At 74.1% G+C, this 19,963-nt stretch carries 17 protein-coding genes and 2 pseudogenes; 7 read left to right on the top strand and 12 right to left on the bottom strand.

All coding sequences use genetic code 11. The features are described 5' to 3' along the window. Window positions 1-130: 130 nt before the first annotated feature. The 3 genes and pseudogenes from ACIRRS_RS09970 (at window position 131) to ACIRRS_RS09960 (ending at window position 5,495) form a co-directional block, all read left to right on the top strand. On the top strand, window positions 131-2,311 hold the full coding sequence (locus tag ACIRRS_RS09970) for a carbohydrate-binding module family 20 domain-containing protein (protein WP_402967389.1): 2,181 nt from the start codon (window positions 131-133) through the stop codon (window positions 2,309-2,311). 337 nt (window positions 2,312-2,648) lie between these two features. Beyond that, window positions 2,649-3,134: pseudogene (locus ACIRRS_RS09965) on the top strand (ATP-binding protein); the annotation flags it as partial. A 39-nt stretch (window positions 3,135-3,173) separates the two neighbouring features. After that, complete coding sequence (locus ACIRRS_RS09960; RefSeq protein ID WP_402967953.1) at window positions 3,174-5,495, top strand: LuxR C-terminal-related transcriptional regulator; 2,322 nt, start codon at window positions 3,174-3,176, stop codon at window positions 5,493-5,495. A 55-nt stretch (window positions 5,496-5,550) separates the two neighbouring features. Here ACIRRS_RS09960 and ACIRRS_RS09955 read toward each other — a convergent pair whose 3' ends face one another. After that, a complete protein-coding gene (locus ACIRRS_RS09955) occupies window positions 5,551-6,360 on the bottom strand; it encodes an ABC transporter permease (protein ID WP_402967386.1) in 810 nt (269 codons plus the stop codon). Further along, on the bottom strand, window positions 6,357-7,373 hold the full coding sequence (locus ACIRRS_RS09950) for an ATP-binding cassette domain-containing protein (RefSeq protein WP_402967383.1): 1,017 nt from the start codon (window positions 7,371-7,373) through the stop codon (window positions 6,357-6,359). The genes ACIRRS_RS09955 and ACIRRS_RS09950 overlap by 4 nt, the downstream gene beginning before the upstream one ends. A gap of 64 nt (window positions 7,374-7,437) precedes the next feature. On the opposite strand from ACIRRS_RS09950, the gene ACIRRS_RS09945 reads away from it, so the two are divergent. Beyond that, window positions 7,438-8,532: a TetR family transcriptional regulator gene (locus tag ACIRRS_RS09945; protein ID WP_402967380.1), complete on the top strand. Its 1,095-nt coding sequence runs from the start codon at window positions 7,438-7,440 to the stop codon at window positions 8,530-8,532. Here ACIRRS_RS09945 and ACIRRS_RS09940 read toward each other — a convergent pair. Beyond that, window positions 8,529-8,708: a hypothetical protein gene (locus ACIRRS_RS09940; protein ID WP_402967377.1), complete on the bottom strand. Its 180-nt coding sequence runs from the start codon at window positions 8,706-8,708 to the stop codon at window positions 8,529-8,531. The genes ACIRRS_RS09945 and ACIRRS_RS09940 overlap by 4 nt on opposite strands. Here ACIRRS_RS09940 and ACIRRS_RS09935 point away from each other — a divergent pair. Beyond that, the gene (locus ACIRRS_RS09935; RefSeq protein WP_402967374.1) at window positions 8,700-9,221 is read left to right on the top strand and encodes a cytochrome P450; all 522 of its coding nucleotides are present in this window, start codon (window positions 8,700-8,702) and stop codon (window positions 9,219-9,221) included. The genes ACIRRS_RS09940 and ACIRRS_RS09935 overlap by 9 nt on opposite strands. A 90-nt stretch (window positions 9,222-9,311) precedes the next feature. Here ACIRRS_RS09935 and ACIRRS_RS09930 read toward each other — a convergent pair whose 3' ends face one another. Further along, window positions 9,312-10,157 (bottom strand): FkbM family methyltransferase, encoded by an 846-nt coding sequence (locus ACIRRS_RS09930; protein WP_402967371.1) that lies wholly within the window; start codon window positions 10,155-10,157, stop codon window positions 9,312-9,314. Window positions 10,158-10,173: 16 nt separating this feature from the next. Next, complete coding sequence (locus tag ACIRRS_RS09925) at window positions 10,174-11,388, bottom strand: cytochrome P450 (RefSeq protein ID WP_402967368.1); 1,215 nt, start codon at window positions 11,386-11,388, stop codon at window positions 10,174-10,176. Between the two features lie 206 nt (window positions 11,389-11,594). Between ACIRRS_RS09925 and ACIRRS_RS09920 the strand changes: the two genes are divergently transcribed. Continuing rightward, entirely contained in the window at window positions 11,595-11,876 is a 282-nt protein-coding gene (locus ACIRRS_RS09920; RefSeq protein WP_402967365.1) for a hypothetical protein, read from the top strand. Between the two features lie 3 nt (window positions 11,877-11,879). Here ACIRRS_RS09920 and ACIRRS_RS09915 read toward each other — a convergent pair whose 3' ends face one another. Then, a complete protein-coding gene (locus ACIRRS_RS09915) occupies window positions 11,880-12,518 on the bottom strand; it encodes a DUF7003 family protein (protein WP_402967362.1) in 639 nt (212 codons plus the stop codon). A gap of 71 nt (window positions 12,519-12,589) precedes the next feature. On the opposite strand from ACIRRS_RS09915, the gene ACIRRS_RS09910 reads away from it, so the two are divergent. Further along, entirely contained in the window at window positions 12,590-13,123 is a 534-nt protein-coding gene (locus ACIRRS_RS09910) for a hypothetical protein (RefSeq protein WP_402967359.1), read from the top strand. Between the two features lie 294 nt (window positions 13,124-13,417). Here the strand turns inward: ACIRRS_RS09910 and ACIRRS_RS09905 are convergent, their stop codons facing one another. From ACIRRS_RS09905 to ACIRRS_RS09880, 6 genes and pseudogenes are all read right to left on the bottom strand, one after another. Beyond that, window positions 13,418-14,626, bottom strand: a complete 1,209-nt coding sequence (locus ACIRRS_RS09905) for a hypothetical protein (RefSeq protein WP_402967356.1) — start codon at window positions 14,624-14,626, stop codon at window positions 13,418-13,420. Then, a complete protein-coding gene (locus tag ACIRRS_RS09900) occupies window positions 14,623-16,128 on the bottom strand; it encodes a phenylacetate--CoA ligase family protein (RefSeq protein ID WP_402967353.1) in 1,506 nt (501 codons plus the stop codon). Before ACIRRS_RS09900 ends, ACIRRS_RS09905 begins: the two co-directional genes overlap by 4 nt. Window positions 16,129-16,174: 46 nt before the next feature. Beyond that, window positions 16,175-17,467 (bottom strand): annotated as a pseudogene (locus tag ACIRRS_RS09895) (M20/M25/M40 family metallo-hydrolase); the annotation flags it as partial. A 26-nt stretch (window positions 17,468-17,493) separates the two neighbouring features. Continuing rightward, complete coding sequence (folP, locus tag ACIRRS_RS09890) at window positions 17,494-18,420, bottom strand: dihydropteroate synthase (RefSeq protein ID WP_402967350.1); 927 nt, start codon at window positions 18,418-18,420, stop codon at window positions 17,494-17,496. 17 nt (window positions 18,421-18,437) lie between these two features. Next, window positions 18,438-19,631 carry a hypothetical protein gene (locus ACIRRS_RS09885; protein ID WP_402967347.1) on the bottom strand — a complete coding sequence of 398 codons (1,194 nt, stop codon included), beginning with the start codon at window positions 19,629-19,631 and terminating at the stop codon, window positions 18,438-18,440. Between the two features lie 19 nt (window positions 19,632-19,650). After that, complete coding sequence (locus tag ACIRRS_RS09880) at window positions 19,651-19,956, bottom strand: hypothetical protein (RefSeq protein WP_402967344.1); 306 nt, start codon at window positions 19,954-19,956, stop codon at window positions 19,651-19,653. Between the last annotated feature and the right edge of the window lie 7 nt (window positions 19,957-19,963).

Below are 19,963 nucleotides of genomic sequence, written 5' to 3'. Positions count from 1 at the left end.
ACTCCTGCCACCCGGCCGGGACCGGAGCCGGCCCCCACGGCCGCAGGCCGTCGTGCCTCGGCGCGAGCCGCGCGCCACGGCCGCCACCCGGCCGGTCCCCCACGCGCCCACCACCCCTGGGAGTCCTGTGATGTCCTCACCCCGTCGCGCCCCGGCGCCCTCACCCCTGCCGCCGCCGTCGCCCCGGAGAGCGCACCGCCGCCGGGTGGGGCTGTTCGCCGCCGTCGCGCTGAGCGCCGGTTCCCTGCTCCCCTTGGCCGTCCAGGGCGCCGCGCACGCCGCCGCCACACCGAACGGCGGGGACGTCATCGCCAACCTGTTCCAGTGGAACTGGAACTCCGTCGCCTCGGAGTGCACCGACGTCCTCGGCCCCAAGGGCTACGGCGCCGTGCAGGTCGCTCCCCCGCAGGACTCGATCAGGGTCCCGGGGCACCCCTGGTGGGAGGTGTACCAGCCCGTCTCCTACCGGCTCGACAGCCGCATGGGCACGGAGGCCCAGTTCAAGGCCATGGTGACGGCCTGCCACGGCGCCGGGGTGAAGGTCTACGCGGACGCCGTCCTCAACCACACCGCCGGTTCCAACCAGAGCAGCACCGACTCGTACGGGGGCGCGAGCTTCAGCCCCACCTCGTACACGTACGCCGACGTGCCGTACGGGCCGTCGGACTTCCACTCCTCACCGCCGTGCCCGAACTCCGACCTCACCATCAAGGACTGGAACAACGTCACCCAGGTCCAGGAGTGCCAGCTGCTCTCCCTGTCCGACCTGAACACGGAGAGCGACTCCGTCCGGGGCAAGCTCGCCGGCTACCTGAACAGCCTGATCGACGCGGGCGTGGACGGCTTCCGGATGGACGCCGCCAAACACATCGCGCAGGCCGACATGGCGAACATCCTCTCCCGGCTGCGCACCACGACCTGGGGTGCGAGGCCGTACGTCTACCAGGAGATCTTCCCCGGCGGCAGCGGGCAGCTCGCCCCGGCCGCCTTCGAGGGCAACGGCTCCGTCCTGGAGTTCACCTACGCCACCAAGCTCAAGGAGCAGTTCAACGGCAGCATCGCCAACCTCAAGACCTTCGGGCCGAGTTGGGGACTGGAGCCGAGCGACAGGTCCGCCGTCATGGTGACCAACCACGACCTCGAACGCGACCGCACCACGCTCACCTACAACGACGGCGCCAAGTACACCCTCGCCCACGTCTTCGAGCTGGCCTGGCCGCACGGGACACCGCAGGTCTACTCCGGCTTCCGCTTCGCCAACCGCGACGACTCGCCGCCCGCCGACGCGAACGGCTACGTGACGGACACCGACTGCGGCAGCGGCCGGTGGGCCTGCACGGACCGCGACCGGGCCGTCGCCAACATGGTCGGCTGGCACAACGCCGTGCGCGGCGAGGCCGTCGCGAACTGGTGGGACGACGGGAACAACGCCATCGCCTTCAGCCGCGGTGGCAAGGGCTGGGTCGCCATCAACAACGGCGCCTCCGCGCTCACCCGGACCTTCGGCACCGGGCTGGCCGCCGGCACGTACTGCGACGTCGTCCACGGGGACGTCAACGGGAGCGCCTGCACCGGCCCCACCGTCACCGTCGACGGCGCGGGGAACGCCTCCGTCACGGTCGGCCCCGGCGACGCCGTCGCCCTGTACGCCGCGACCACGAGCACACAGCCGCCCACCACGCCTCCGACCGGCACGCCGACCAGCACCCCGACCGGCGCGACCGTCTCCGAGACCTTCACCGTGAACAGGACGACCACCCAGGGCCAGAACGTCTACCTGACGGGCTCGCTCCCGCAGCTGGGCAACTGGGCGCCGGCCGCCGCGATCCCGCTCTCCTCGGCCGGCTACCCGCTGTGGAGCAGCGGCGTCACGCTGCCCGCCGGGACCTCCTTCGCGTACAAGTACCTCGTCAAGGACGCGGCGGGAACCGTCACCTGGGAGTCCGGGAGCAACCGCACCGCCACCACCGGCTCCGGTCCCGGAGCCCTGAACGACACGTGGAACGGCGGCGGTTCGGGACAGGTCACGGTCACCTTCAGCGAGAACAGGACCACCACCTGGGGCCAGAACGTCTACCTCGTCGGCTCCCTCGCCCAACTCGGGCAGTGGAACCCCGCCGGAGCCGTCCCGCTGTCCTCCGCCGCCTACCCGAACTGGACGGCCACGCTCGCCCTCCCGGCCGGCACGTCCTTCGCGTACAAGTACCTCGTCAAGGACGCCTCGGGGGCCGTCACCTGGGAGTCCGGCGCCAACCGCACGTACACGACGGGAGCCTCGGGCGCGGTGACGCTGAACGACACCTGGAGGTAGCGGGACTGACGGGCCGGTGCCGGGGCCGCTCCCCCGGCACCGGCCCCGCAATGGGGGGCGGGAGGTCAAGACACTCCCAAGCCGCATTCAATCGGCGCGGAATCCACAATTCCTTCGCGAAATGCCTACTTTCCGAGCGCTCGACCGCCGAGACTTATCAGTCACTCAAAGTCACCGGGCGCCGGATGCAACCGCCGCTCAGCCGCCAAGTTCGACCACTCTCAAAGTCGTCCTGGACGCTCGGGCGGGATTCGTGTAGCGTCGGATTCGCCCATGTTCTCCATGCAGAACAGCAGTCAATTGTTTTCGGCCGGGCGGGGCGGAGGAAACGCTGACCGTGTTAACCAATTTATTTGGCGGGGCGCGCACAGAACTTCTCGAACGCCAATCAGAAATATCCGAGATCGAGAGAAGACTCGACGATCTGAGCGGCGGATTCGGTGGGGTCATCGCAATTGAGGGCGCGCCGGGCACGGGCAAGACCAGCCTCCTCCACCACCTGCACTGCAAGGCCGTCGACAGCAAGTTCCTGGTACTCCGCGCGAGGGGGAACGAATTCGAGGCCTCGTTCTCCCTGGGAGCAGTCGCTCAGCTGGTTGAATCCGCCTCCGAGGACATTCCGGGCGGGAATCTTTCCGCCCGTCTGCAGGCAACGCGCGTCGCGCACCTGCTGCACGGTGAACTTCTCAACGAGGCACATCCCGCGGAATGGCACGCGCTGCTGCACGAATTGCACCGGGTGTTTCTGGACCTCGCCGGTGAGCGGCGGCTGGTTCTCGTCGTCGATGACGCGCAACTGGCCGATCTGCCCTCGTTGCGGTTCCTCAGTTATCTCGCCGCCCTGGTGGGGCGGAGTCCCATCGTGCTGACCGTCGCCATGGAGCCCCGGGGGCCCGGTCCGGCCGCCGATCTGCTGGGCGCCGTGGTCACCTCCTTCGAGTCGACGGTGCTCCGGCCGGCGCCGCTGAGCCTGCGGGCGCTGGAGAAGGTCGTCGCGGAGACCGTCGGCGGGCCGGACCCCCGGGCGGTCGCCGAGTCGCTCCTCGAAGCGACCGGCGGTACCCCGATGCTGGTGCGGGCCGTGATCGACGAGGCGGCCGCGGGGACCGGGCGGCCCGCCGGGGCGGGCGCGGACCGGCTGACCGAACGCGCGCCCCGCAGTCTCGTACGGTGGATCGTCCGCAAGCTGCGCAGCCTGCCGGAGCCGTCCCTCGAACTGGCCCAGATGGTGGCGGTGTTGGGCCGGGCCACGGAGCCCCTGGTGGTGGAGCAGACCACCGGCCGCGGCGACGCCGGGGTCGACGAGGCGCTCGCCGCGCTGATCGACGCGGAGATCCTGGTCGACGGGCCTGAACTGCGGTTCGCCCATCCGCTGGTGCGCACGGCGGTGGACGCCAGCACCCCGCTGGTCACCCGCGGCCGGTTGCACGCCCGCGCGGCACGGGCGCTGGCCACCACCGGGGCCTCGCCGGAGCGGATCGCCGGCCACCTGCTGGAGGCGCCGGCCCGGGCCGATCAGCGGGCCGTCAGGAGCCTGCTCGACGCCGCCGCCGCGGCGACCGCGCGGGGCGAGCGGGGCACCGTGTGCTATCTGCGCCGCGCCCTGCGCGAGCCCCCGGCCGACCGCGATCTGCCGATGGTCCTGAGCCAGCTCGGCGCGGCGGAGCTGCCCGTCGACCACGAGGCGGCCGCCGCCCACCTCGGGGAGGCCCTGGAGCTCACGTCCGCTCCGGACGCGCGCGGCGCCGTCGCCCGCGACCTGGCCTGGGCGCTCGCGGCCGGCTCCCGGTTCGAGGAGGCCGTCACCGTCCTGGCCGACGCCATCGTCGAACTCCCCGCCTCGGACACCGTCGCGGACCTGCACGACGCGCTGTCCTGGATCGGCAGGCTGTCGCCCGGCGCGCGCGACCTCCAACGGCAGCGCCTGGCCGGGATTCGGGAGCGGACGACCGGGACGGGCCTGCCCTGGGACCTTCACGGCCTCCTTGACGACCTGTGGAACGGCACGGACGCCCGGCGGACGGCGGACTCGGCCGAGCAGGTCCTGCGCCGGGCGGGTCTGCCCGGCGAGGGCGGCGTCAGCTGGGGCGCGGCCCTCACCGCGTCCTGGGCCCTGGCGGCCTGCGACCGGCTCCCCGAAGCGCACCGCGCCCTGCGGACGGTGTCGGAGGAGTCCCGGCGCCGGGGGGTCCACCTCCTCCACCTCGACGACTGTCTGCGGGCGTCCGTCGAGCTGCAGCTCGGTCGGGTTCCGGCCGCCGCCGAGCTCGTCGCGACGGCGCTGGAGGCGAGCGAGTCGGCGGGCCGCCCGACGATCGCGCAACCGATCGCGGCGGCCGCCCTGGTCGAGTCGCTGATCGAGCTGGGCGAACTGGAGCGGGCCACCGCCGAACTGGCGAGCCGTGAGCTGCTCGACGCCGAGGTGGACACCCCCGTCCACCTCCCCCTGCTGCGCGCTCGCGGACGGCTGCGGCTCGCACTCGGGCAGACCGACGCCGGGGTGGCCGACCTGCTGAGGGGACGGCGACTGGACGCCGAACTCGGCCCGGCGGCCGGGTCGGTGGGGAGGTGGACCCCGCTCGTCACGGCCCTCCACAGCAGTGGGCGGGTGCGGGACGCACAGGAGTTGGGCGAGGAGGAGCTCGCCCGGGCGCGCGCCTTCGGAGCGGCCCGCCCGTTGGCCGTGGTGCTGCGGACCCTCGCCGCGACCGCGGCCCCGGACCGCGCCCTCCGGCTCCTGGAGGAGGCCGTCGGCCTGCTGGACGGCTCACCGGCCGTCCTCGAACGGGCCCGCACCCTCTACGTCCACGCCAGGCTGCTGGGCAGCACCGGCCGGACCCCGACGGCGCGCGAGCACCTCGGGCTCGCCGCCCAACTCGCCGTGGAGTGCGGGGCGTCCTCCCTGCACGGGCGGATCCGGGAGGAGTTGCTGTCCCTCGGCGACCCGGCCCGCAGCCCGGCCCGCGACCCTCGCCGCCGCAAGCGGTCACCGTCCGTCCTGACGCCCTCCGAGGAGCGGGTGGCGACCCTCGCCGCCGAGGGCCTGAGCAACCGGGACATCGCCCAGAAGCTCTTCGTGACGGTCAAGACGGTGGAGTGGCACCTCACCCAGGCGTACCGGAAGCTCGACATCGTCTCCCGGGAGGACCTCTCCGAGGCGCTCCAGGCCGCGGAGCACCGCTGACGGGTCATGGGTGCTCCTCTCCTGGGGTGGGGTGCGTCGTGGGCGGCGTTGGTCGTCATTCCTGGCGGCCGTAGGCGCGCACGGCGAGGGGGCAGAAGACGACGAACAGGGCGGCCGACCAGAGCAGCGTGCGGCCGATGCTTCCGTCGTCCGGCGTCCCGTTGAGCAGCGCACGGCAGGCGTCCATGACGTGGGTGACGGGATTGACGTCCGCCCAGGCCCCCAGCCATCCGGGGAGGGTGTCGGTCCGGGAGGCCAGGCTGCTGCCCAGCTGGAGCGGCAGGAAGGCGATGAAGCTGAACGCCTGCACGGCCTCGGCGCTCCTGACCTTGACACCGAGGAACACGGTGACCCAGCTGAGGCAGAACCCGAAGAGGATCGCGAGTCCGGTCGCCCCCAGCGCGGCGCCGATGCCGCCGTGGACGCGGAATCCGAGGGCGAGGCCGACGACGAACAGGATCGCGACGGCGATCAGGTAGCGGAGGATGTCGGCCGCCACGGAGCCGAGGAGCGGTGCCGTACGGCTGATGGGGAGGCTGCGGAACCGGTCGGTGACGCCGTTCTTCAGGTCGAGGTTGATGGCCGACCCGGTGGAGATCATGCCGGCCAGTCCGGCGCCCATGACGACGATTCCGGGGAACAGGTACTGCAGGTAGTCGCCGGTGGAGCCGGCGACCGGGCGGCCGAACAGGTAGAGGAACAGGACCATGAACAGCGCGGGGGTGACCACGCCGTTCATGATCGGTCCCGGGTTGCGGGTGGTCTTGGCGAGGCTGCGCTGGGCGAGCACCGCGCTGTGCCGCAGGACGGCGAGGCGTCGGGGGCGGGCGGCGGCCGTGGTGGTGGCCGCGGCGGTGGCGGTCATGCTGCCTCCTCGGCGTCAGCGGTGGCGTCGGTGGCGGGCTCGGCGGCGACGTCGGCGGTCGGGGCTCCGGTCAGGGCCAGGAAGACCTCGTCGAGGCTGGGCAGGCGGAAGGCGATCTCACCGACGTCGATGCCGCGCTCCCGGAGCTGGGTGACGATCTGGAAGAACTCGGCGTCTCCCGCGACCGGCACGGCGAGTTCCTGACGGCGTGAGCGGTCGGGCTCGCGGCCCGCGACCCGGGCGATGACGGCGGCGGCGGGGTCGAGGTCGGCGACGTCGGCCGGGCGGAGGACGACCGCGTGTCCGCCGATCCGGCGCTTGAGGTCGGTGGGCGTACCGGAGGCGATCACCCGCCCGTGGTCGATGACCGTGATGCCGTCGGCGAGGGCGTCGGCCTCCTCGAGGTACTGCGTCGTGAGCAGGACGGTCACGCCGTCCTCGCCGAGCCCCCGGATCAGCTGCCACAGCTCGTCGCGCTTGCCCGGGTCCAGTCCGACCGACGGTTCGTCGAGGAACACGACCTCGGGCCTGCCGACCAGGCTGGCGGCGAGGTCGAGGCGGCGGCGCATCCCGCCCGAGTAGGTGGCGACGGGGCGGTCGGCCGCGTCGTCGAGTCCGAAGCGGGACAGCAGTTCACCGGCCCGTCGGCGGGCGTCGCCGCGCCGGAGGTCGAGGAGTCGGCCGATCATGACGAGGTTGGACCGCCCGGACAGCTCGTCGTCGACGCTGGTGTTCTGCCCCGACAGCGCGATGCGTCGGCGGACCTCGGCCGGATTCCGCCGGGCGTCGATCCCGGCCACGCGCACCTCGCCCGCGTCGGGGCGCAGCAGCGTCGCGAGAACGCGTACGACGGTCGTCTTGCCGGCGCCGTTGGGGCCCAGCAGTCCCAGCACGTGCCCGCGAGGAGTCGAGAGGCTCACCCCGTCGACGGCCGTCGTCCGGCCGAAGGTCTTGATCAGTCCGTCGACCTCGAACCCGTTGTCGTCCACGACCAACTCCAATGTTCGCGCCATCCAGATGTCTTCATCATCTGAATGCCGCCTGTATCATGACACACCTGGAGACGAAGGGGACACCGTGGCGAGACTGACCCGTGCGCAGCAGCAGGAGCGGACCCGCGCGGCGGTGCTGGTCGCGGCCCGGCAGGAGTTCGCCGAATTCGGCTACGTCGAGGCCAAGATCGACCGGATCGCCGAGCGGGCCGAGCTGACCCGGGGGGCCGTCTACTCCAACTTCACCGGCAAGCGCGCGCTCTACCTCGCCGTCCTGGTCGACGCCGCCGAACGCGCCCGGGACGCCGCCGAAGGCCCGGCGAACCCGCCCGCCTCGGTCGGACAGGCGCTCGGCGCGTTCGCCCGGGTCTGGCTCGAACGGCTGCCCTTCCTAGGCGACTCCCCGGGGAGCGGCCACCTGCAGCTGCGCTCGCTGTCCGGGGTCCTCGGGACCGAGCCGGCGCGGGCCGCGCTCGCCGAACTCGTCCGGTTCGAGGCGCTGTTGCTCGCCCTGGCCCTCGAACCCCGCTCCACCCCGAGCGCCGGGACGGTGCGGCGCGCCGGGCTGGCCCTGACCCTGCTCCACGGGGCCGCCGCCGTCGCGGAGAACGCCCCCGGCGTCGGCGACCCCTTCGACCTGGCGCGCGCCGCCGAACACCTCGCCGACCTCGCCCTCGGCGACGACCGGGAGCCGCCGCACCTGCCCTACGTCGATCCGGCGCGCTCGACCGAGACCCCGTGGGCGCCGCCCGGCGGCCTGCGCGACGAGATCACCGGACGCCCGGTCGACCTCGGCGAGGACGGGGTGGTCGTCGTCCTGGGCGCGGGCCGCCTCTCCGCCGCCGAGGACGCGCTGCGCTCGGCGGGGCCGGAGGACGCGGTGACGGTCGTCGTCGTCACGGGCGACCCCGCCGAGACCGGCCGCCTGGCGCGGCTGCGGATCGTGGACCTCGTCGGCTGCCTGCGCCGGGTGTTCCCGGCCGACCGACTGCCGCGGGCCCGCGTCGTGTTCGACGACGGCGGCACTGTCGCGGCGGCCCTCGACCACCCGTCGGCCGAGGACCCCGACCTCACCGAGATCGCCGTCCGGGTCCGCGACGGACTGGTCACGACCCACGCGACGGGCCGCGGCGCGGGCTACGCGGCGGCCCGTCAGCCGGAGCACGACCAGCGGCACTAGGTGGTGAGCGACACCGTGCCCAGGGCGCCGAAGTCGGCGTGGACCTCCTGGCCGGGCCGGAGGTCCACGGCGCCGGACCAGGAGCCGGCCAGGACGAGGTCGCCCGCCGTGATGCCCGTGCCGAAGTCCGCCAGGATGCGGACCAGACAGGCCACCGACTCCGCCGGGTGGCCCATGACCGCCGAGCCGACGCCGGTGTGCTCGGCGCCGCCGCTGCGCAGGCGCTGCTCACCCACCCCGACCAGCTGGCGCTGCTCCGCGCCGACCCCGAGCTGATCCCGCAGGCCGTGCACGAGTTGCTGCGCTGGTGCGGGCCGGTCCTGGTGTCGCGGCTGCGGTACGTCACCGAGGACGCCGACCTCGGCTGGGGGTCGTTCCAGAAGGGGGACGTGGTGATGGCCGCGCTGAGCGGCGCCAACCACGACCCCCGGGAGTTCCCGGACGGGGAGCGCCTGGACATCACCCGCCGGCACGAGGCCCGCGGGGAGGCGCACGTGTCCTTCGGGGCCGGCCCGCACTACTGCCTCGGCGCCGGGCTGGCCCGCCACCAGGCCGAGGTCGCCCTGGGCCGGCTGCTCGCCCGCTGGCCGTCCCTGTCGCTGGCCGTGAGCCAGGAGGAGCTGAACTGGCAGCCGGTGTCGGGCATGCGCAAGCTGGAGCGGCTGCCCCTGCGGCTGAACGGGGCCTGAGGGCGCGGCGGTTCACAGCACCGTACGCTCCGGGAGCGGGCCGACGCGCAGCGTCTCCGCAGCGATCAGCGCACGCTGCTTACTCGCCGCTCACCGGCCCGCCTCCTCGGCGGCGTCGTCCGCCGGGTGCCCGGCCCGGTGGGCGTGGACCTCGTACAGCTCGGTGCCGACCAGCGCGGGGTCCTGTCGCACCCGCAGGGAGAAGCCCGCGCCCCGCAGCAGCCCGCTCAGCTCGGCGAGCCGGTCCCCCTCGTCGTGGACCTCGGCCACGACGGCGCCGATGCGCGGCCAGTCTTCGGCGTCGACCCCGCGCAGCACGTCGAGTTCCGCGCGTTCGACGTCGACCTTGAGCAGAGCGACGGAGCGCAGGTCGTGCTCGCGCATGAGCGCGGAGACGGTGGTGACGGGGACCTGGATGTTCCGGCCCTCGTGCAGTCCCTCGACCATCATGTCGACGGCCTCCTCGTCCAGGCCGTTGTGGCGCAGGAACGTCCTGGTGAGGGCGTCGTCGGCCTCGCGGTCCGCGTACAGGCCGGAGTTGCCGGGGGCCGCCGGGTAGTAGGTGAAGTCCTGGACGCCGGGCGCGGCCCCCACGGCGGTGCGCACCGGGGTCGCACCGGGGACGTGGCGGGCGAGGTTGTCCCGCAGGCACGCGAAGACGTCCGGTACCGGTTCGGCGGAGACGATCCGCAGGGGGCGCTGGGCATCGGCGAAGGCGATCGACACCAGCCCGATGTTGGCACCGATGTCCAGCACCGTGTCCCGGGGGCGCAGTTGGCGCGCGGCGAGCCCGTACAGGCCCTCACCCGTGGCCTCCCGCCAGATGAGCAGGGCCTCCGCGGGGCTGGTGCACGACACTCGCCGGCCGTCCGGGAGGTTCACCTCCCGCCGCGTCGCGCCGGGCGCGTCCGCGGGCGCGGTGCGTTGCTCGCTCATGGTGGCTTCCTCCGGATCAGGCGGCGACGAGTCGTACGGGCAGCGCGTCGTGGCCCCGGATCAGGATCGACCGCGTCCGCCGGGGCGGGCCGGTCAGCTCGGCGTCGCCGACACGTCGCAGCAGTTCCTCGAACAGGACGGTGAGTTCCCGGGTCCCGAGCGACGCGCCGAGGCAGTAGTGGGGTCCGGCCGCGAAGGTGAGGTGGGGGTTGGGCCGCCGGGTCACGTCGAACCGGTCGGGGTCCGCGAACACGGTCCCGTCGCGGTTTCCGGCCGCCAGCCACAGCGCGACCTGGTCCCCGGGGGCCAGCGCGTGGCCGGCGACCTCCACCGGGGCGGTGGCGGTCCGCAGGACGTGCATCGCGGGACTGGTGAACCGCAGGATCTCCTGCACGGCGGTCGGCAGCAGCTCCGGGTCCTCGCGCAGCGCCGCCCACTGTTCCGGATGGCGCATCAGCGCCAGCAGGCCGCCGACGCTCGCGTGCCGGGTGGTCTCGTTGCCTCCCGAGACGAGCCCGTCGCAGTTGAGGAAGATCTCCTCGTCGGTGAGGGGAACGCCGTCGACCGTGCCGTGCGCCAGCGCGGTGACGATGTCCTCCTGCGGTTCGCGCCGGCGGCGGGCCAGCAACTCCTCGTAGTACGACAGGATGTCCGCGTGGGCCTCGGCCGGGGCGAGCGGGTCGGCCGCCTCGTCCTCCCCCGAGCCGAAGGCCACCATGATGCGCTCCAGCATGAAGTCCCGGTCGCCGGGCGGCACTCCGAGCATGTCGCAGATCACCGACAGCGGCAGCCTGGCCGCGACCCGGGTGAAGTCGCACTCGCCGGCCTCCAGGGCCTCGTCCAGGGCGGCGGTGACCGTCTCGCGCATGGTCTGCTCCAGCCGGGCCACCATGCGCGGGGTGAAGGCGCCGCCGACGATCCGCCGAATCCCGCCGTGGCGCGGCGGATCGGTGATGATCAGCATCTTCCCTGCGGCGAGTTCCGTCGCGGCGGGGTTCTGATCCAGCCGCATGCCCTGCTGGGAGCTGAAGTTCCCGGGGTCCTTGAGGACCCGGGAGATCTCCGCGTGCGACAGCACGGCGTGGAACCGGCGGCCGTCGTACTCCCCCCCGTGCACGGGGGCGGCGCGCCGCATCCGCTGCCAGAGCTCCTCGGGGTCCCCGTGGGCGTAGAGGTCCGGGTCGCAGAGCTCCAGCGAGGAAAGTGCGGTGACCGGTCGACCACGTGACATGCCGATGGCTCCTGGGGTGAGGGGGATGAGCCGATTGTGCCCGGCACCCGCTCCGCGCAGAACCCCAGAGTTGCCCATGCGCCGCCCCACCCGACCCCGGGGGCGCCGCCGCCCAACTCTGGGGGCACCCCCTCGGCCCGCCCCCTCCCCAGCCGCACGTCCGAAACCCGTGGCCCACGAACCCCACCCACTGACACCATGCGACGGTGAACGACGACCTCCCCGACGGCTGGACCATCGAGCGGCTGCGCCTCGCCTCGGGCGACGACGAGGCCGCCCCGCTGACGCTCGACCGGCTCGTCGTCCTCGCGGAGCACGGCAGCGCGGACTACGAGGTGCTCCGGCCCGACGCCGTTCTCTCCTTCCACGACCTGTGCCTCGCCCGGGCCGACGGCGAGTGGTACATGGGGCTGCTCGAGGCCGACGGCTCCGTGGTCTGCTGGTCCTCTTACGGCCCCGATCTCGCCGAGGCCGTCCGAGCGTTGTGACCCTCAGAGCGACCCGGCCTCCGGCCAGTGGGACCAGTGGGTGTTGGGGGCCACCGTCGGGCGGTAGCGGGCGGGGTCGGCGGCGGCCAGAGCCTCGGCGAGCAGCCGGAAGGGCTCGTGCGCGCTGGGCGCCGTCTCCCAGAAGTCCTCCGGCTGGTTCCACTCCTCCAGGCGCAGCAGCGGCGGCAGATCGGCGGGCAGGCCCGCCCGCAACTCCGCCTCGTCGGCCAGCAGCAACTCGCGGTGCTCGGGCACCAGGCTGCGGAACACGTCCTGCAGCGGCGTACCCGGCGCCGCCCCGACCGGCAGCGGCCTGCCCCGGACGACCACCGGCACGCCCCCGCCGTACACCTCCTCGCCCTCGGGGTCGAGCGCGGCCACGTTCTCGACCCGGTCGAGGAACGCGCAGTCGCCCGGCTCGCCCTGCGTCAGGCAGTTGCCGAAGCGGTGCACCACGTCCACGAGGTTGCCCGACCGAGGCCCATAGCCGAGCAGTTCGGCGACCACGGCCCAGCGCTCGGCGTCCGCGAAGAGGCTCATGCGGACCTCGACCGGGTAGAAGTAGCCGTTGTCCAGGTCGGGGAAACAGGCCTGGTCGGCGCAGTGGTCGAACTGGCCGAGGATCGAGGAGACGGTCGTCACGGGGCCCGATTCTAGGAGCTGCCCCGCCCACTCGGTCGGTGCCCGCCGGGAGGTGGGTAGATTGACCGATCATGAGAACACCAAGCGGGGGCATCCGGAAGGCACTCGACCTCCTGGGGGCCGAACACCCGACGGCGGACCGCTCGCGCACATTCCTCGCCCGGGCCCTGCTGGGCGTCGCGGTCCTCCTCTTCACCTGGATCCTGGTGCTCGGCTCGACCACCCGGGGCCAGGCCGAGGTCCGCAACTGGTCCACCGCCTGGGTCGGCATGGACGTCCTCCAGGTCGCCGGGCTGCTCGCCACCGGTCGGCTGCTCGTCCTACGCTCCCGCCGCACCGCCCTGGCCGCCGCCGCGTCCTCCACCCTGCTCCTACTCGACGCCTGGTTCGACGTGCTGACCGCCGAGGGCGGCGGCGCCTGGTACACCGCCCTCGCGATGGCCCTCCTGGTCGAACTCCCGGCCGCCCTGGCCCTCGCGGCCCTCGCCCACACCGCCCTGGACTGGCAGGGCGGGGCCGCCGGGCCTCGCTCGACACCGCTTCCCCAGGACGCGATCGAGCCCCCGGCACCCGGGGACGTGAGGACAGCAGTCGGGCAACCCTGACAGGGCGGACCAGAGGTGGGCTCGTCCCCGTGGTCGGACGACCGAGGCCCCGGGCTCAGCCCTGTGCGGGCCGGTTGAGGGCGTCCCAGGCGCCGCCCCTCGCCCCACAGGCTCCCACCCTTCCGAATCGGGCATGGGGTCCGCAGCGGGCTGCCTGAGCAACCCTGCGCTGCCAGGACAGGCCCCGGCTGCGGCGCAGGGTGATCGGTTACGAACCCCGGTCCTGGCAGTGGACCATGGGGCCGGAGCCAGCCCGCCTCGGAAATCAGCAGGCCAGCAGTCTGTGGTGCTGCGTCAGGGGGCCCGGCGGCCCCGGGGGGCGTAGGCGAGGGTGGCGGCGAGGGCGGTCATGGCGGCGGCGAGGGCGAAGCCGGGGGCAGGGGTGGTGCCGGCGACGAGGGAGCCGGCGAGGGCGGCTGCGGCGGCGGAGCCGGCCTGGCCGGAGGAGTTGAGCCAGGCGAAGGATTCGGTGAGGACCGGGGCGGGGGCGGAGCGGGCGAGGAGGGTGAACTGGAGGGTCATCATCGGGCCGATGAGGAGGCCCCCGGCGGCGAAGAGGGCGGCGAGGGCCAGGGGGTGCGGGGTGAGGGAGGCGGTGGTCCAGGTGAGGGCGAGGAGGGCCAGGGCGGCGGTCAGCCAGGTGGGGAGGGGGCCGGGGAGGCGGGTGGCGCCGTGGAGGAGGCTGCCGGTGGCGCTGCCGACGGAGAGGGCGGCGAGCAGCCAGCCGCTGTGGGCGGGGGTGCCGTGGTCGCCGGCGAAGCGGAGGGCGGCGACCTCGACGGCGGCGAGGGAGCCGGTGGCGAGGAAGGCGAGGGGCAGGCTGGCGCGGACGGCGGGGACGCGCAGGGCGCCGGCCCAGTCGCGGGTGCCGGGGGCGGTCGGGGCGAGGGCGCGGACGGGTGGGCGGGTGGCGAGGCCGATGCACCCGGTGAGGGTGCAGAGCGCGGAGAGGGCGAGGCAGGCTTCCGGGGGGAGGACGCCGGCGAGGGCGGCGAGCAGGCCCGGGCCGGCGATGTAGACGAGGTCGATGACGACGGTCTCCCAGGCGGAGGCGGCGGCCTTGAGGTCCTCCTCGCCGTTGAGCATCCGGCCCCAGAGGGTGCGCATGACGGGCGCGACCGGGGGGAGCAGCGCCCCGACCGCGAAGGTCGCGCCGAGCAGGACGGGGCCGGGCAGGCGCGCGAGGGTGACGGCCAACAGCACCAGCATGGCGGCGAGTTGGGTGAATCCGGAGACCAGGAGGACGTGGCTTGCGCCCCGCCGGTCGACGAGCCGGCCGCGCAGCGGGCCGCTGAGGCCCGCGCCGACGGCGTACGCCCCGGCGGCGGCTCCCGCCAGGGCGTACGAGTGGCCGGCGCCGGTGGTCGCGAGCATCACGGCGAGGACGTTCATGCCGCTCGGCAGCCGGGCGACGAGCCCGTAGACGACCAGGGGGAGCACTCCGGGCCGGGTGAACAGCCGTCGGTAGCGCGAGTGTCGGGGCGCGAGGCTGGTCGAGGTCAACGGGGGCCTTCCTTGCCCGGGAGCGGCGCGAGGGGGACGAAGCGCTTGAACTTGCCGTGCTCGGAGAGCGGGAAGTGGTCCACCAGCCGGATGGTGACCCGGGGTTCGGGCAGTTCGGGGCGGCGCAGGAACTCGGTGACGGTGCGGTGCAGGGCCGTCGGGTCGAAGGGGCCGACGGGCCGTACGGAGATGTCGGCGCCGTCCGGGGTCTGGCGGACCTGGTAGTCGGCGACGTGGTGCTCGTAGTCGACGAAGGCCATCCGGAAGGTGTAGAGCGGGACTTCGACGCCGCCGGGGTAGACGAAGCCGGTGGTGCCCAGCCGGTTCCGGCCGGCGTCGGGGCCGGCGAGGCGGCGGCCGGTCCAGGGGCCGGGGTTGGGCTCGTCGAGGAGGGTGATCTCGTCGTCCAGCTCGTAACGGATCAGCGGGAGCAGCCGGTTGATGACGTTGGTCAGCAGGACGCGGTCGGAGCGGACGCCCGGTGGGACGGGCCGGTGGCCGCTGTCGACGGGTTCGAGGACGATGTTCTCCTCGACCACGTAGAGGCCCGGAACCCCCGGGTGCGTGTGGGCCATGGTGCCGCTCTCGCTGGAGGCGTAGTAGTCGATCAGCGGGGCGTCGAAGGAGGCTTCGATCGCCGCGGCGACGGCGGGCCGCAGGGGTTCGCCGGCCACCCCGAGGGCGTCGGGGGCGATCGTGAGGGCGCCGGAGTCGGCGGCCTGGGCCAGCTGGTGCAGCAGGGAGGGGTAGGCGAGGACGAAGGTGGGGCGGAAGGCGTTGAGCTGCTCGATGATCTCCGCCACGGGCAGCGAGACCGGGAGCTCGATGTACGTCTCCGGCGGCTCGAAGGTGACGCGCCCGGCGCGGCTCATCCGGGTGGGCAGGCTGGTCATCAGGTAGGCCCAGCGGTTCTCCTTCGCCCAGCCGCGGTGGCGGGTGAGCCAGGCGAAGCTGCGGATGTCGGCGAGGCGGACCTCCAGCCAGCCGGGGAAGTCCCAGGCGAAGACGGCGCCGGTGCCGCTGGTGCCGCTGGTCTCGACCAGGTGGTAGTGGTCGAGCAGGTAGGCGGGGCCGTTCTCCTCGACGCGGCGCAGGTGCCGGGTGGCGAGGTCGAGGGTGAGCCGGGGGTCGGTGACGATGGCGTCCCAGTTCTCCATCAGGTCGGCCTTGGTCATGACGGGGAGCTCGCCGAGGTCGTCCCCGGTGATCTGCTCGGGGTCGATGTGCCGCAGGCGTTCGGCGTGCCAGGGCGAGTGTCGCTTCGCGGTGCGCAGCAGGTCGCGCAGGCGTTCGTCGCGCAGGGCGCGGCGGGCGGCGTCCGGCCAGGTGAGCTGGTCGACGGCGGAGTCGAGGCGGCTCGCGAAGGCCTGGACGTGGCGCCGGCGGTCCTTCTCGTAGTCCCCGGTGAGAGGGAGGTCCCCGGCGAGGGGGAGGTCTCCGGTGAGGGGGAGGTCTCCGGCGAGGGAGAGGTCTCCGGTCGGCGGAGTCGGGTGGTCAGCCATCGGCCTGGTGGTCCTCTCGGGGCGTGAACTCGGCGGCGACTCCGGTCCAGAGCTCGCACATCAGGCGCAGCGAGCCCTGGTCGACGCGTTCGTCGACACCGTGGAACATCGTGAAGTAGTCGTCGGAGGCGATGTGTTCGGTGAAGAGCCCGTACCCGTAGCAGACCGATCCGGTGGGCCGGACGTGCCGGGCGTCGGTGGTGGCGGAGCTGATCGCCGGGACGATCCGGCCCTTGGGGGCGAGGCGGGCGGTGACGCTCTCCAGTGCCTCCCACAGCGGTGTCCGGCGTTCGGAGCGGCTGCCGGCGCGCCAGGTGCCGAACTCGGTGCGGACGCCGCCGATGCCCTGCAGGCAGTCGGCGAACAGGGCCTCCACCTGCCGGCGGGTCTGCCCGGGCATGACGCGGACGTCGAGGGCGATGTCCACCCGGTCCGGGACGACGTTGTGCTTGGTGCCGCCGCGGATGACGTTCGGGGAGACGGTCATCCGGGTGACGGCGTGGAAGTGCCGGGCCAGGCCGAGCGGGATCTCGTCGAGGGCCTGGTCGAAGGCGGCCGGGTCGAGCAGCCGGCGCCGCAGGTCGCCGCGGTGGCCGAGCCCGTCCACGTACTCCCGCCAGGTGTCGTCGAGGTGGAGCTCGGGGGTGAGGCGGGAGAGCCGTTGCAGCACCTCGGCGGCGGTGACGACCGCGTTGTCCGTACGGTACGGGAAGGCCCCGTGGCCGCTGGTGCCCTGGACGACGAGGGTGCAGGGGTAGGCGCCCTTCTCGCCGACGAAGCACTCCAGGGCGGCGACCCCGTCGGGGGTGGGGATGGGGAACCCGCCGGATTCGGTGATCACCGACGTGTCGCGCAGCAGCTCGGGCCGGTGGCGCACGAGCCAGCCGGCGCCCCAGTGGCCGCCGGCCTCCTCGTCGGCGACGGCGAGCAGGGTCAGGTCGCGGGCGGGGCGGAAGCCGGAGCGGGCGAGGTGCTTGAGCGCCACGGCCATGGTGGCGGTGATGCCGAGCATGTCGACGGCGCCGCGCCCCCAGATGACGCCGTCCACCAGCTCGGCGGCGAACGGGTCCCTGGTCCAGCCCTCGGGGCGGGCGGGGACGACGTCGAGGTGGCCGAGCAGGGTGAGGCCGCCGGAGGGGCCGCCGGTGCCGGGCAGGGTGGCGATCAGGGAGCCGCGGCCGGGGTGGGGTTCGACGGTCTCCAGCCGCAGCCCGCTGTCGGAGAGGTAGTCCGCGAGCAGTTCGGCGCTGCGCAGTTCCTGCCCGGAGTCGGGGGTGCCGTCGTTGACGCAGGCGTGCCGGATGAGGCGCCGCAGGAGCGTGGTGGCCTCGTCGAGCATGGCGCCCGGGTCGAGGGGGGCGGGGGTCACCGGGCGGCCCCGGCCCGGGCCCGGGCCCCGGCGACCCCCGCGACCGGCGGGGCGATCGGGTCGGTGGCGGCGTCGAGGGCACCGGGGACGGCCGCCGGGAGCAGGGCGCGGGCGACGCGGACGGCGTCCACCGTCTCGGGCACGTCGTGGACGCGCACCACGTCGGCGCCGAGCTGGGCGGCGGCGCAGACCGCGGCGAGCGAGCCCGGCAGCCGCCGTTCGGTGGACTCGCGGCCGGTCAGCTGCCCGACCATGGTCTTGCGGCTGACGCCGACCAGCACCGGGAAGCCGGAGGCGGCCAGGCGGGGGATGGCCCGGAACAGGGCGACGTTGTGGGCGAGCGTCTTGCCGAAGCCGAACCCGGGGTCGATCCAGACGGTCGGCGCCCCGGCGCGCAGGGCCTCCTCCGCGATGGCGTGCAGGAACTGCGCGACCTCGGCCACGACGTCCACGTACCGGGGCGCCTGCTGCATGGTGCGCGGGGTGCCGCGCATGTGCATGGCCACGTATCCGACGCCCAGTTCTCCCGCGAGCGGGCCGAGGGAGCCGGAGACGTCGTTGACGATCGAGGCCCCGGCGGCGACGGCCGCGCGGGCCACCTCGGCCTTGCGGGTGTCGACGGAGACCCGGCCGTAGGGCGCCAACTCCCGTACGACGTCCAGGACCCGGGCGCGTTCGACGGCCGCGGGGACCTCGGCGGCGCCGGGCCTGGTCGACTCACCGCCGACGTCGACGATGTCGGCGCCCGCGGCGAACATGGCCAGGCCGGCCCGGACGGCCCGGTCGGTGTCGGCCCGGGCGGTGTCGCTCCGGTCGGTTCCAGCCCGGTCGGTCTCGCTCCGGTCGGTCTCGCTCCGGATGCCGTCGAAGCCGTGCACGCCTCCGTCGTGGAACGAGTCCGGGGTGACGTTGAGTACGCCCATGATCTGCATTGCCGGGTTCAATCCCCCCTGGTAGCGGTGGAGTTGGCGAGCGGGACGGCCGTCACGAGGTCCAGGGGGCCGCCCACCCCGTTGTGCCGGGCGAACCCGTGGTCCGTCGCGCCCGTGAGGCCGGACGCCTGGCGGGCGGCGAGCTCCCCGTCGAGGGCGACCACCGCCGCCTCGGCGGCGCGCAGGGCGCGGGTGAGCAGCTCCTCGGTGAGGTAGCGGCCGGTGGCGTCCGTGGCGGCGCCGTCGATCCACAGCGCCTCGCGCCGGCCGGTGGTCGTCAGCCAGGTGAGCAGCGGCTCCCCGTCGAGCAGGTCGGCCGGGGCGCCCGCCGTACGGGCCAGGGCGGCCCGGGCGTGCCCGCCGACCACCAGGACCCGCAGGTCGAAGCGGTGGGAGCGCTCGCCGCCGGTGGTGCGGCGCAGCTCCATCCACGGCTGGGCGATCCGGTCGGTGCCCGGGTCGGGGAGGTCGCGCAGCGCGGTGACGGCGTGCCGCTCGACGCCGTTGCCGGCGGCGCCGACCCTCGGCTTGAGCACGGCGTAGCCGCTGTCCGTGCCGGTGCGCAGCAGCTCGCCGAGGGGGACGCAGGGCACGACGGGCACGCCCGCCGCGGCCAGGACGCGGTAGGTGGTGAGCTTGTCGCCACAGACGTCCCGGGCCCCGGGCGTGTTGACGACCTCGGTGGCCGGTCCGCCGGTGACGCCGGGCAGCCGGTCGAAGACGACCGTACGGGCGGCGCCCCGAGCGGCCAGGTGGGCGTCGGCGGCGGGCCGGTCGGCCAGGGCCGCGTCCACGCCCCGGGCGCGGAGCCCGAGCAGCAGGGCGGAGAGGTCCCCGAGGGCCGTCTCCGAGCGGTCGAAGTCGCCGACGAGCCGGGAGGCGGGCGCCACGGTGACGGCGTCCGTGGACGGCCCGGGCGGCTCCAGGCGGAAGCACTCGGGCAGGGTGACCAGGCACGGGTCGCCTCCCGCCCGGAGGGCGAGGGCGTCGGCGAGGGCCTCCAGCACGGGCGGGCGTCCGTCCGGGCCGGCGGGCTCGCGCAGGACGCCGGGGTGGTCGTTGACCTCCAGGACGAGGACCTCGCCGTCGGCGGTCACGACGACGTCGACCCCGGCGAGCAGCAGACGGGAGGCGCGGAGTGGCTCCGGGGAGCCCGGCGGCGTGCTGCCGCCGGGCTCCCCGGGCGTTGCTCGGTGTGTCATCCGGCGTGGCGGTCCGGCGCTACCGGGCGCCCGCGGCCGCGGCGGCGCGCAGCGGCTGGGCCGGGCGGTCGGAGACCGGGTTGTCCGCGAGGATGTCCGCCCACAGGGTGCGCAGGTCGGTCAGGCGCGGGGCGAGCAGGGACAGCGAGCTGCCCTTGACGATGTCGACGATCGCGATCGTCTCGCCCTGCGACAGGTCGATCCCGCTGCCCTGGAGGGCGCGGAACGGGTCCCGGGCGAGGTCGCCGAGGAAGCCCTGCGGGTCCTTGCGGGCGATCTCCAGGACCGCCTCGATCTTCTTCAGCGAGAAGATGACGGTTGCCATGACTGTC

The organism is Kitasatospora sp. NPDC101183 (assembly GCF_044767945.1).
GTDB lineage: Bacteria > Actinomycetota > Actinomycetes > Streptomycetales > Streptomycetaceae > Kitasatospora.
This window is presented reverse-complemented; position numbering and strand designations above follow the sequence as displayed.